The sequence below is a fragment of the Methyloglobulus sp. genome, assembly GCF_046714055.1.
Lineage (GTDB): Bacteria > Pseudomonadota > Gammaproteobacteria > Methylococcales > Methylomonadaceae > Methyloglobulus.
The window spans coordinates 1-13,349 of the sequence record NZ_JBKKBJ010000238.1; the positions used below are offsets into that span (position 1 = coordinate 1).

The following is a 13,349-nucleotide window of genomic DNA, read 5'->3' on the forward strand; positions in this document are numbered from 1 at the left end:
TCTTTTGAGCGACTTTGCGGCGTCTTGGGTCAATGCCATTGATTAACTGACATGGCAGTTTCAAACCGCTAGCCCGCCCCCCAAGGTTTGGATATTTTGTTTATTTAACCTAAATTCGGCAGTTCAACCACGAAGAACACGAAAGATTTCAAAGAGGTATCTGGTCATCCTAAAAAGAGCAGTTGCACGGTCAAAAATCCCGTTCGTGCTGATAGAAGCCTGTCCTGAGCGTATCGAAGTGGCATGTGGCATGAACGGCTTTCCAGACATTGCAACTGCTTTTTTAAGGGTCATTGGCACTCACTGGGAGGGTGGGTGTTTTTATACAAATTTTATGCTGTAACTCGCTGTTTTTTCTTCGTGAACTTCGTGGTGATATGCTCTTTTTAGGTTTAAGGGCTTGACACCAATAGTTACTGGCGCGACGACCCAGCTTCTTCAAACTCCTGTTGAAACTCGTCGAATTCTTTTTTCCAGGGCTCTTTGCTGTATCCCCACAAACCCTCGGCCAACAACTGCTCCCCCAGCTCGAATTCAGCTTTTACCTGGGGTAGGGCAGCCTCGTTACCCTCATCCCAAAGTGCCTGGGCATAAAACAGGTGGTTGAGCGGATGCCCTGGATGTTCCTTGGCCGCCTTTTCCAGCAGTTCCAGCGCCTTGTCGCGGTCGCCGATGCCATTGGGCCAAGCCGGGGCTTTGAGATAAAGCGTCCCCAGAAGGCGCAGCGGCCCGCCGTCGTCAATGTCCGGGCTCAAGGCCAGCGCCTGTTTCATCTCGCCCTCCAGCCGACCAAGGTTCTCCATGGCCACGGTGATGTGTTCGCGCACCGCCAGGCCGAGGTTAGCCGCCAGGTAGTAATGAACCGCCCCGTCACCGCCGCCACCTTGCTCCAAGGCGGCTTCGGCAAAGCCCACACCCTCGGTGGCCAGCTTCTCGCGTGTTTCCTGGTTGGCTTCGCGTTCCGCCAAATGTAGGCATAGGCGGCTACCTAGCGAGGTGCGGCGCACCGCCGGGTCTTGGGTGTCGCGCAGGACAGTCAGCGAGCAGGCCAGGGTATGGGTGTCGCTCAAGGGGCTGAGTTGGCTTTGATTGGCGACCAACAAAGCGGCGGTCTGCTTGGGGCAGTCGGAGAGTCGGTCGAACTGGACATGATCGCGCTGGAGTCCGGCGCAGCCGGTAAGGAATGCCAGTATAGAAACGGTAGGAAGAAGTCGTGCTTTGCGCAAGTCTTTATTTCCCCTCAGCCCACAGTTTAACCATGGGCTCGAACACAGCCGCGTCCACGGTGACGAAGGATTCGACCCCAAACAACTCGCATAGTTTTTTGCCCTCGGTGTCGGTACACATCCCCTCCAGCGCCTTGCCGAAGCGGGCGCGTTCTTCCGTAGTGGTGGTAGCGCTGTTGGCTACCACCCCCATCAGCGGGATTTCCTCGGACGTGAAGACAGCTTCAAGAGGTGTCTCCATATGAAGCGAGGTGAGTCCGCCGAATTGTTGCTCGTTCAAAATGACGGCATCCAGTTCCCCTTTGTCCAAAGAGCGCAACGCTCGGATGGCCTGATTGGACGTTTTTAGGACAAAGAAACTGGCGGGGTCGTATTTCCCGGCAAAAATGATCTTGCCGATGAAGGACTGTTCTTCCAATACCGTGCCGCCCAGGGTTTTGCCTTTCAGCTCGTCCAGGCTCTTGCACTTGTCCTTCTGGGCCATTACCCGGTAACGCTCGCTGGTGCGGCCTTTGATCTTGGGCTGTACCACCGGCACCAAATTGTGCCGAGGGCGCAGTTCCAAATAGAGGCCCAAGGAGGCGATGGCGAACTTGGGATTTTTTTCGGCCATCTGTTTCCTGCATTCGTCCGATTTGGTGGTGAACAGGCTATTGAAGCTGTTCTCCTGCCACTGGCCGATGCGTTCCACCACCCGCAGCATGGAACTCATCGCCTCGTTGGCATCCTTGGCATTGACGGATCCACCGGGGTAGCACACCACAATCATTTCGGGATTGGGTGCGGCGTTTGCGGTGAAGGGCGCCAACAGGCTGGCAATAATAATGAGGTAAGTTTTTCGCATTATGGTTTTCTCTTGGAATCAAGTAACTGTCCGATGGCCGGGGCCACGACGAGGGTTGCGGTCAGGCAGCACAACAGTCCGATAGTGATGCTCACGCCCAGGGAGGATAGGCCCCGGTAGCTGGCCAGGGTGATGGCGCCCAGGCCAGCCAATTCGGTGCCGGCGGCCAGCCCGATCACCTTGCCGGCGGTTAGGCTGACTTGCAAGGGGGTGTGGCCCTTCAATTCACCCCAGCGATAGCTGAACCACACGCCGTAATCTACCGCCAACGCAATCACCAGCGGCAAGGCGACGATGTTGGCGAAATTGTAGCGAATGCCGCCCAATGCCATCAGCCCCAGCATCCAGCCGCCACCGATCAGCAAGGGCAGCGCCGCCAGCGCGAAGCCGCGCACACTGCGCGTCGCCGCCATGACCCAGAGTAGGCACAGCGCCAGGGCCAACTGCGTGCCGCGAGTGAAACTTTCCACCACTGCCTTGGAAAACACCTGGTGCGTGGTCGGAAAGCCGGTCGCTTCCGGCGAGACGCTATACACGTCCTTTATCAGTGCGTCGAGGTTGCCGGGATCGTACACGGTTTTTGCCGGGAAGGCGTAGACCACGATGCTGCCATCAGCGCCAAAGAAGCGGTCGCGCAGGGCTGGCGGCAACTGCTCCGGGGTTAGGGGCTGGACCTGCCGCCAGGCATCGATGACTTTGATCCCGACATCCGCTCCGGACAACAATGCGCGCAAGAAGCTCTCGCTACGCACCCGGCCCTGTTCGCCGTCTGCGGCAAGTTTAGCCGAGATGGCCGAAAGCTGCCCACGCACTTTCTCCAAACTCTCGACCAGTTTGGAATGTCCGGCGGAGAATGCCTGCTCCTGGGCTTCGTCGATGATGGCGGCGCTGTTTTCCAGCACTGCCCGTAACAACTCGAATGATTTTACGGACAAGCCGATCCGATCGAGTTCGGCGACCTGTTTGGCGTAGTCAGTCCGGGCGAACGACTCGCCGATGCTCACGGCTTTGTGGAGGCGTTCGTCGGTGTCAGCAGGAAACAGGCTGGCCAGCGACTGCGCCTGGGCAATCGTTTTGAGTTTGCCCGCCTCGCTGGTGATCCGCCGGGCCTCGGCCATGTCCTTGGCGGTGAAAATGATGACTTCGGCCTGGTAGTCGCTCTCCGCCACCATGCGGCGTTGATAATAGGCCGCCTGGGAATCTTTGGGCAACATGGCCAGCAGATCGTAGTCAAAGGGAATAGTGAGGCCCTTCACCCCGCCGAAGACAGCGCAGCCTATGGCCAGCATGACGAGGGTCACCGCAACGGGTATAGGAAACCGACCCCTCACCCCCGACCCCTCTCCCCTAGGGAGAAGGGAGAAAGCGGAAGTCGGCGGAGGGATGTCTCTAAGCTTGGGCGGCAGCAAGGCGTAGAGCGCGGGCTGGACTATCCAGGTGCTGATCAGGATCATCAGTACGCCTTTGGCCGCCACCACGCCCAGTTCGGCGAAGCCGGGGAATTCGACCGTGGCCAAGGCTCCGAAGATCAGCAGCGAGGCGCCGCCCGCCGTCAGAACCGCTATAAAGGATGAGCCGATGCCCGTCCCGATGGCTTCCACCAAAGGCCTGCCTGCCCGGCGCTCCTCGGCTATGCGCGAGGAGGTGAAGATGCCGTAATCCGCCCCAAGGCCGAACAGAATGGCGATAAAGGCGGCGGTAATAATGGTCAGGTGGCCGACGGTGACCAGGGCTAGGCCCAAACTCCACAGCACACCGAGCCCCATAGGGATGAAAATCAACGCGGCCCAGCGTACGCTGCGCACCACCAGCAGGATCAATGCGGCGATCAGGCCGGCGGCGGTGAATATCACCAAGGTAATATCCTTACGGATATTGACGTATTCCTCGTACTCCATGGCCGGTAATCCGGTCAGACCCACGGTGGGCGGAGTGCGTCCGGAGGTTTTGGCTTGTTCGGCCAAGGCCGCCGACACCTGCTTGACCTTGTCGACGAAGGGGCCAAGGTTCCCGAAATCCCCCGAAGGGTTTTTCGGGTGGACGAACAAAAACAGCATCCGCCCGTCGCGCGAGGCAAAGTAGCCGCCGGCCATGCCGCCAGCCCCGTTTTTGACCAATAACCGATTCCAGTCCAGGCTGGCGGGCGCTGTTTCGGCGGACAGCCAGCGCTGCCACTCTTCCAGGAAAAACGCCGCCAGGTTCAGGCTTGCTTCGGCGGTTTGCAGATCGGTGTCCGTCCCGCCCAGCGGCGGGTGGTCTTTGCTCCAACTCAACGCTTTGCGCAGGTTTTCTTCCATCCCGTCGCCTGGGATGGGTTGGTTCGCCATCGCAGCAAGCTTGTCCAAACCCTCGGTCGGCATCAGCAGATAGGAGTGATCCAGGAAAAACGCCATGTCGAGACGGGAGGTCGCCTGGCCGATCTCAGGCTCTGCCCGGAGCTTGGCGGCTAGATCGTTGGCAAAGGACTCCAGTTCATTGCGGGGTGCGCCTTCCAAGACCACCACCAGATCCGAGGCGGCTCCGAAATTTTTCAAGAAATTGTTGAAGCGCTTTGCCACCGCAGTGTTCTGGGGAAGCAGCGCCTGCCGCGAGGTGTGGATCGGGAGTTGCGCTGTCGCCCAACTGGCTAGAATCGACAGCGCCAAGGCTATCCCCAATATCCAGCCAGGGTTTCGGGCAAAGCATTCGGCGAGCTTGGCGGCGCGTCGGGTGATTTTCATAGGCGGGGATTCAGTTAATCAATCCGCGTAAACAGCCTGCGCCGCTTCTTTCCTGGCCAGATACTCTTCCCACTTGCGCGCACTAAGACGTTGGAACATCGGCACAACGGGATTGAGTTCGATGGGCGGGGCATCCCAGTGAGTTTCGTAGCCTAGCAGCTCTGCTTCCAGGGCGATGCCGTCTTCTTCGAGTATGGGCTTGAACACCAGAGGCTTGGCGATATTCAGCACCATTTGGGTCAGCCACTTCGGGGTTTTCATGGAAATCAGCGGAATCTTCAGGGCATCGAAATAAAACAGGAAAAACACCCGCGTAATCCGCTCGTTGATGGGCAGCATAAACGACCAATTCTTGATGCTATCGCCCGTGTTGGTCCATTGGTAGGGATATTCGTAGCACAGCTCGATGGAACGCGTATTGACCCGTTTGCGATCAACGAAAATCCCAGAAATCCGTCCGCCAGCCATATAGGCATCGTAAGTCAGGTAAACCTTATCGTCATCGGCCTCGTGGCGGGTTAGTTTAGCATCGATGAAAGGCTGATATTTGCGGTGCAAGAAAGCATGGGAGAAATCGCAAATATTTTCGATCACCATGGAATGGTGAGTGCGCCAAGTGTAATCCACAGCAAAGCCGGCCCAAGTGTTATCCCCGGTGAGTTCCGGTATTTCCGGTATCTTGCGTTCGCCAACCAGTTCCGGGTCGCCGGGGAACAACCAGATCAGTCCATAGCGGACTTGTACGGGATAAGTCCGCAATCGGCTTTTGATGAGCGGCTTGCCGAAGCTGTCATGGGTGTAGTCCTCCAGCAAGCCTTCCTTGTTGTAGGCCCAGCCATGATAGCCGCAACGCAGATTGCACTTATCCACCGCACCGTGGGTGAGCTTGAGCTGGCGGTGCAGACAGCGGTTCCGCATAGCCGCAAGTTCGCCGTCTTCGCCCCGATAAAGGGCAATAGAGGTATTCCAAAAAGTCACCTCTTTCACCTGGCCTTTTTTAATGGCACTGTCGTATTCCACCACATACCAACGATCGTGATCTAATCCGGCAGCACGGGCCTTTTGCCGAGAATTCCTGGCTTCCGAAAAGGCGGGGGGCGGGGCTTTCGTCTGTGCGTTGTTCATCTTCGGAACTCCAGTTCGTGGTTAAGCAGGGTTGGATTGTTTACTTGGCCGGGACGATCAAGCCCCTACGCACGAAATCTACGTAAGCTTCCCGCACCGCTTGGGACAATTGGGTGGGCTGGTAGCCCAATTCTTGTTTTGCCTTGTCGTGGTCAGCCTGTCGCCGCATCCGGAGTAAACGCACTGCGGCCGGCGTGAAGCGCCGGGGCAAGTTGGGAAATACCCGATACCAGGTCTTGTCGGTCACTTCGGCCAGAGTGGCCATTAGCAACGGCGGCAGCCGTAGCCTAGGCAATGGGCGACTGGTGACCTCCCGAAACAGCGACATCAGATCATCCACGCTGGCATAGGCAGTGCTAATTATGTATTTCTGCCCGGAACGCCCATGCCGCATGGCTAAAACATGCCCTTCGGCGATATCGCGGCTGGATACGAACTCGAAGCCTCCGGGAATGTAGGCACACAGACAGCCGTGGGCGTAATCAATGAGTACGCGACCCATGCGCGAGGGTGCATAATCGTGGGGACCGACGATAGCGCAGGAAGTGGCGACTACCACGTTGAGGCCGTCGGCGTGGGCCTTGAGACATTCATGCTCGGTGAGATGCTTGGTAAAGCCGTAGGGCAGATGGCGTTCGAAGGGATAGAACGGCATGCCCTCGTGGCTGGAACAATTGGGCTCGTAGCCGGTGGCGCTCAGCGATCCCGACACCACGACCTTGTCGATGCTGTGCTGCTTGGCCGCCTGGAGAACATGGATGGTACCGCGGACGTTGGTATCGAATATTTCGCGCTTATGGGCCGCGTTACCTTCGATAGTCGAAACCAGAGCGGCGCAATGATAAACGCGGGAGCAACCGCGCACAGCAGCAGAAACATCCTCACTGTTGCGAAGGTCGGCAAACACACGCTCCACGTCCAGTCCATCGAGTGCCCCATTGTCGCGTCCGGAGCGCATCATCACTCGAACTTGCTCGCCATCGGCGAGCAGGCGGCGAACCAAGTTAGCACCAAGGTGCCCTGTGGCCCCTGTAACCAGTGTGATACCTATGCTCATAGCCTTAATCCGGGGAGGTGACAACCAGAATGGAGCCAATAGAGCAGGCTGAAGAGTTCGGATTTCATGGCACCCGCTTTAACAAGCTATCTGAAAAAACATCATAGGCATTTTGCAATGCCGGTATTATGACCATAACAATTCGAACCATATTTTCGGAAATCGACGTTAATATATCGAAATCCTATGCCAAACGGCAAAAATTATTGAACCACGAGAGGTACGCCCAATAATCCAGAGTTTCGGTAAAACCAACCATATATGTTTAATCTTTTCAGGGAAATAATAAAGCGTGGATCAACTCCGAAGTGCAGACTAAGTAATCATGCTGAGTCTTGCTAGGTTTCGGCAAAATAATACCGCCTGATGTTTTTTATAGTTTAGGGTTTTTCGAGGGCGATGATTGAGCTTATTCATCACTTCTTGAAACTTGTCATTGCCCATATTCTCAAAACAGCAACCTTTTGTAAAGTATTGCCGTATTCTTGTTGCCGTATAATCCACTGGTATTTTCGTTTCAGTCTTTTGACCGTAGGATATACAACACTCCGAAAATATCATATAACCCTCTTAAATTATGTTTATGGGTGTAAGCGTTTCAATCAATAGAGTCAGAAAGCAAAGCGCAATGGGAAACGCCCAATTCCTTGGGCAGGCCGAACATATACACCAGACCAATGGCTAGATCGCCCAACCCCAAGGGCACGGCAATCAGGCCCAGATCGCCGAAAAGACCGGCGGGAATGAGCAACAACGCGGCGATGTAACGGAGTATCGATTCCCAATAAACGAATGAAGCGCGATGGCGCAAATCCCGCGATGCCAGAATCAGCGCCACACTGGTGTAGGCTAAAAAGCCTGCGACCAGCCAGCCCCATAAAGGCGCAGGAACATTCAAGCCCAGCCATCGATAAACAGGTGGAAAGGTCAATGTTAGTGCCAGCCCGGCGTTGTAAATGCCTGACCAGAAAATAAAGGGTGTCATCTTGAAGGACATAGGGGTCTTCTCCAAATTTAGGGTGACTTTAATGTTTTATCGTTACTATGCGGGAGTATGACTGTCATAAAGCTAAGGTTCGTAGGAGTAAGCCATACCCGCGAGCGGTGCGGGTTAACGCCCGCAATTGCCAGGACGGCGTGGGCGCGACCAGAAAACAACAGGCCCTTACTTGCTTACCGGTCGCTGCAATTGCTCCATCACCTGATCTATGGTGAAGCTCGCCGCCTTCTGGCGTGGAGGAAATTTCTTGAACGTCGCCAGAAATTTCCCAACATAGGTTTGCGCCGGCAACAACAGGAAAATATGGTCGAGATACCAGTCCCAGTAGGTATTCGAGGTGATACTCGCTTTTTCGTAAGGGTCGGTGCGCAAGTTGTAGAGCCACGGAATCCGGGTCTTCACGAACGGTTCACCCCAGATGGCCAGGGTACCCTGTTCCCGTTGCTGGGCGAACACGACCTTCCAGTTGTCGTAGCGCAATCCGGTCAAATCGCCATCGTCGGAGAAATAGAAAAACTCCTCGCGTGGGCTCTTGGCTACCTGCCCAGTCAGGTACGGAAGCTGATTGTAGCCGTCCAGGTGGACTTTGAAGCCCTTGTAGCCATCGAGCAACTTCGCCTTGATATCAGGCACGCCAGCCGCTGCCAACAATGTTGGCGCCCAATCGAGGTGGGAAATGATGTCGTTGGAGACTGTCCCCGGCTTGATCTTGCCGGGCCAGCGCACCATTGCAGGAACGCGGTAGGCACCTTCCCAGTTGGTGTTCTTCTCGCTGCGGAACGGTGTCATGCCGGCATCGGGCCAGGAGTTCATGTGCGGCCCGTTGTCAGTGCTGTACATAACGATGGTGTTACCGGCGATGCCCAGTTGGTCGATCTTGTCGAGTACGGTGCCGACGTTCTTGTCGTGATCGATCATCGCATCGTGATACGGGCTTTGCCAACGCCCTGCTTGCCCAATACTTTCAGGTTTGGGATGAGTGCGGAAATGCATATGGGTAAAGTTGACCCAGACGAACATCGGCTTGTCGGCCTTGGCCTGCTTTTCGATGAATTTGGCGGCGCGGGCGGCGGTATCGTCATCGATGGTCTCCATGCGTTTTTTGGTAAGTGGGCCGGTGTCCTCAATCTTGCCGTCGGCAAAGCTGTGGATAACCCCACGCGGCCCGAATTTCTTGCGGAATTCGGGGTCTTTCGGATAATCGGGAAGCTCCGGCTCCTCCTCGGCATTTAAATGATAGAGGTTGCCGTAGAACTCGTCGAAGCCATGATTGGTGGGCAGGAATTTGTCCTTGTCGCCCAAGTGGTTCTTGCCAAACTGGCCAGTGGCGTAGCCTTGCGCTTTCAGCAACTCGGCGATGGTCGGATCTTCCTCCTGGAGCCCTAGATCCGCCCCCGGCATTCCTACTTTGCTGAGGCCGGTACGGAACACGCTCTGGCCGGTGATGAAGGCGGAGCGGCCAGCAGTGCAGCTTTGTTCGGCATAGTAATCGGTAAAAATGACGCCTTCGTTGGCGACGCGGTCGATATTAGGCGTCCGGTAACCCATCATCCCTTTTGAATATGAACTGACATTGGACTGGCCGATGTCGTCGCCCCAGATAATGACGATGTTGGGTTTCTTGTCCGCAGCTTGGGCGGTTGACACAAAAAAACAAGCGGTCAATGCGATAAGCACTATTGCCGCAGGATGAAACAGGTGTTGCCGCTGGTCTATTGGATGCATGGCATCTCTCCTTAATTTGATTAAAATATGGTTAACCCCAAGATAAACTTATTTGTCTCCCTATTGAGTAGATAATTTATTCTAACTTAAATCTAACGGCCTATGTTAGCCTATTCAGCTTAGCCTTGGTTTACTGAGAGTTTTGCAAGAGGCTCAACTGACAACTGGATAAAATGGTTTGCCAAATTAGAAACTTAGCAGGAAAAAATGATGAAAAGTCCAACACTACTTATTTTTATTTTATTTACCGGCTGTGCATCCATTGTTTATAAGGCCACGGACTTTGAAAGCTTATACGGCCTTTCTGCACCTAAGCAGCGGCTGCTTACGCCAGAGGAAGTCAGCCTCAGCCAGCAACAGCATAAGGCCTCCTTTTATAAAGACATCAAGCCCATACTGGACTCACGTTGTGTGGCTTGTCATGGCTGTTATGATGCGCCTTGCCAATTAAAGCTAGGTTCTATAGAAGGGATTGACCGAGGCGCAACCAAGCAAATGGTCTATGATTCTGCCCGCTTGAAGGCAGCTGATCCTACTCGGCTTTTTACCGATGCCACAGATACAGCGGACTGGAGGCAAAAAGACTTTTATCCGGTGTTAAATGAACGCAGCGATTCAACAGTAGCTAATCTCGATAATTCGGTTTTGGCTAAATTAATTGAATTAAAACGCCTTAATCCTCAGCCCGTATCAGGAAAACTGGGCAAGGATTATGACCTGGAAATTGATCGCACCTTGCAATGCCCCACGGTAGAAGAATTCCCTAAATTCCAATATGAACATCCCAAGTGGGGAATGCCTTACGCCATGCCCGGCTTTCCCCTGAAAGAAGAATATACCGTAATGCAGTGGCTACAGGAGGGCGCAAAAGTTGAGCCACTGCCGCCCTTATCAAGCCGGTCAGTTGCCGCTATAGTAAAATGGGAAAGTTATTTCAATGGCTCCACCCCCAAACAGAAACTCGTTTTCCGTTATATTTATGAGCACCTTTTTATAGGTCATCTGCATTTCAAGGGACATCCTGATAATGAGTTTTTTCAGTTAGTCCGCTCTAAAACAGCTTCAGGCCAGCCTATAAAAGAAATTAATACAGTCCGGCCTTATGATGATCCAGGCATAGGCGGTTTTTATTATCGTTTACGACCCGTTACCGAAACGATTGTCGACAAGACCCATTTTGTCTACGAATTAAGCGACCAGAAGATGCAACGCTATGATGATCTGTTCTTTAAGACCGATTATGAAGTAACAGCATTACCATCCTATCAACCCGAAGTTGCCGCCAATCCATTTAAAGCTTTTATTGAACTCCCCGTTCCTTCCAAGTTTAGATTTTTACTGGATGATGCGGAATATTTTGTCACTGGATTCATAAAAGGCCCTGTGTGCCGTGGCGAAATCGCAACAGAGAGCATCAGGGACCAGTTCTGGGTTGTTTTTACACAGCCTGGTAAATTTTATCCAAAAGAAGTGGCTAAGGCCTTGGCTGACAATAACCAGATTTTAGGTTTGCCCGGAGAAGAAGCGGACAAAATCGGCTTGTTCGGCTTCACCAAATATGATGATTTCGGTAAACAATACCTCAAAAAGAAAGATGATTTTATTAATCAAGTCCTTCTAAAAAATCAAGGTTATAGTCTGGAAAATATCTGGGACGGAGAGGGGAATAATCAAAATGCGGCGCTTACCATTTTCAGGCATTACGACAGTGCAACCGTTACGAAAGGCCTTATTGGCGACACTCCGTTAACGGCTTGGGTGGTTGATTACCCGATTTTTGAACGGCTGCATTATGTATTGGTCGCCGGTTTTAATATTTATGGCACGGCGGGACACCAGATAGCCAGCCGAACCTATATGGATATATTGCGCCAGGATGGAGAAGATAACTTTTTACGCTTTATGCCGGCTATGGAACGGCAGGCTATTTATGACAGCTGGTATATGGGCAAAGATGGTTTGCGTACGGCTGATGCTTTATTCAGCATCGGTCATGAAACGCAGGTTAAATACCAAACCACAGATTATAAGAAGGAATTTTTTGAACAGATCAGACAACGATTGGGCAAAGCCTCAAGTGCAGTGGATAGCATTAACCGGTGTCAGCAAGATACTTGCATCAGGGCGAATACAACACAAGTTCAGCAGCGAGTGGATAGTGAAATACGCAAGCTCGCAAAATTAAAAGGGCATGAATTAGGCGCGTTTCCGGAAATGTCCCTGCTCCGGGTAAAAACAGGCGATCCTGAGGGAGACCTAGTCTATACCCTGTTAATCGACAAGGCTTATAGCAATATATCAAAAATGTTATCTGAAGGTTCCCGCCGACTGCCTGAAAACGACAGGATTACTATTTTTCCGGGTTTTATCGGCAGCTATCCAAACTTTTTCTTTAGTGTAGAGGAAAAACAATTAGCCGAAGTTGTTAATATGATTCGTAATGCCAGGACTGAAATCGATATAGATCACATCTACAGTAAATTTGGTGTACGCCGCACCAATCCTGAAATCTGGCAACAAGCAGATTGGTTTAACGAACAACATAAAGTATACAGAGGCCTGGAAGCGGGACTGCTGGATATGAGTCGCTATGATAATTTGTAATCCTGATTACATATAAGTTTCAGCCAAATGAGGCGCTTGCAAAAAGCATGTATGAGTTGATTTACCCTACAAAGCTTCAATTGACTTTAGCTTGACGGTGTTCTTGAGTTATAGTCCTTACTGGACTTGCCCTACATAAAACTCTATTCACAAGGAGTAAAGACAATGTCAATTTCCATGTACCAAGCATCTATTCCTCATTTTGTCCGAATGCTGGGCAATTTATCTTTGATACTCGACAAAACCAGCGTTCACGCAGAGGCGAAGAAAATCGATCAGGCTGTCTTTATCAACGCACGACTGGCACCTGATATGTATCCGTTGAGCCGACAAGTACAGATCGCGGCCGATATGGCGAAGGCTTGTGCCGCCCGACTTGCAGGGATCGAAGTGCCGCGTTATGAAGATAACGAAACCACGTTAGCTGACTTGCGGGCTCGAATCGCCAAGACCATCGCTTTTTTGCAAAGTGTCAATGTCGATCAAATTAACGGCAGCGACGGGCGAACGGTCACGATAAAAATGCACGACAAAGAAATTGTTTATTCAGGCCAGCATTATTTGCTTGAAATCGTGATTCCCCATTTCTATTTTCACGTCACCACAGCCTACGCCATACTCCGGCATCACGGCGTTGAACTAGGGAAAAGTGACTACATCAACAATGAATAAGCGGGGTTTTGCGTACAACCTCACTTCCTGAGTGGCTTAACAAGCCCCCAGAGGTTTCAAAGCCCTTGAAAATCTGCAATCAAATCAGCCTTCAGCGTAAATAGTCCAATTAAGGCGGATAGGGCGGTTCGACAACTCGGACAAAAGATATTCCTCAGCCTTGTTCTGGGAAGAAACGGTGACATGTACCTCTTCTATTGTTACTGAGCTAATGTGGGCTTAACACTTAGAGCTTATCCGAAAATAACTTGATAAATTCTATATAGTTGTGAAAGAATTGCAATCAATTGCTTTACTAAAGGTTGCCATTCGTTGAAAAGACCACAAAGCCGGAAAGTTCCCGATGCTTTTTGGGTGCGCGTGGAGCGGCTGACAC

Annotated in this window: 9 protein-coding genes; 2 read left to right on the forward strand and 7 right to left on the reverse strand. The window is 52.5% G+C overall.

What is annotated here, in order from left to right; all coding sequences use genetic code 11:
- Positions 1-413: 413 nt before the first annotated feature.
- The 7 genes from bstC to ACLQ6D_RS14170 form a co-directional block, all read right to left on the reverse strand.
- Complete coding sequence (gene bstC, locus ACLQ6D_RS14140; protein ID WP_411727958.1) at positions 414-1,226, reverse strand: sterol transporter outer membrane protein BstC; 813 nt, start codon at positions 1,224-1,226, stop codon at positions 414-416.
- Positions 1,227-1,230: 4 nt separating this feature from the next.
- A complete protein-coding gene (gene bstB, locus ACLQ6D_RS14145; protein WP_411727959.1) occupies positions 1,231-2,070 on the reverse strand; it encodes a sterol transporter periplasmic substrate-binding protein BstB in 840 nt (279 codons plus the stop codon).
- Positions 2,070-4,790, reverse strand: coding sequence for a sterol transporter cytoplasmic membrane protein BstA (gene bstA, locus ACLQ6D_RS14150; protein WP_411727960.1), 2,721 nt, complete (start codon positions 4,788-4,790; stop codon positions 2,070-2,072). The genes bstB and bstA overlap by 1 nt, the downstream gene beginning before the upstream one ends.
- Before the next feature lie 18 nt (positions 4,791-4,808).
- A complete protein-coding gene (locus ACLQ6D_RS14155; RefSeq protein ID WP_411727961.1) occupies positions 4,809-5,915 on the reverse strand; it encodes a Rieske 2Fe-2S domain-containing protein in 1,107 nt (368 codons plus the stop codon).
- A gap of 40 nt (positions 5,916-5,955) precedes the next feature.
- On the reverse strand, positions 5,956-6,972 hold the full coding sequence (locus ACLQ6D_RS14160; RefSeq protein WP_411727962.1) for an NAD-dependent epimerase/dehydratase family protein: 1,017 nt from the start codon (positions 6,970-6,972) through the stop codon (positions 5,956-5,958).
- Between the two features lie 598 nt (positions 6,973-7,570).
- Positions 7,571-7,969 carry a hypothetical protein gene (locus ACLQ6D_RS14165; protein WP_411727963.1) on the reverse strand — a complete coding sequence of 133 codons (399 nt, stop codon included), beginning with the start codon at positions 7,967-7,969 and terminating at the stop codon, positions 7,571-7,573.
- A 168-nt stretch (positions 7,970-8,137) separates the two neighbouring features.
- Entirely contained in the window at positions 8,138-9,697 is a 1,560-nt protein-coding gene (locus tag ACLQ6D_RS14170) for an arylsulfatase (protein ID WP_411727964.1), read from the reverse strand.
- A gap of 207 nt (positions 9,698-9,904) precedes the next feature.
- Between ACLQ6D_RS14170 and ACLQ6D_RS14175 the strand changes: the two genes are divergently transcribed.
- Complete coding sequence (locus ACLQ6D_RS14175; protein WP_411727965.1) at positions 9,905-12,301, forward strand: fatty acid cis/trans isomerase; 2,397 nt, start codon at positions 9,905-9,907, stop codon at positions 12,299-12,301.
- 165 nt (positions 12,302-12,466) lie between these two features.
- Positions 12,467-12,973, forward strand: coding sequence for a DUF1993 family protein (locus tag ACLQ6D_RS14180; protein WP_411727966.1), 507 nt, complete (start codon positions 12,467-12,469; stop codon positions 12,971-12,973).
- Positions 12,974-13,349 lie beyond the last annotated feature (376 nt).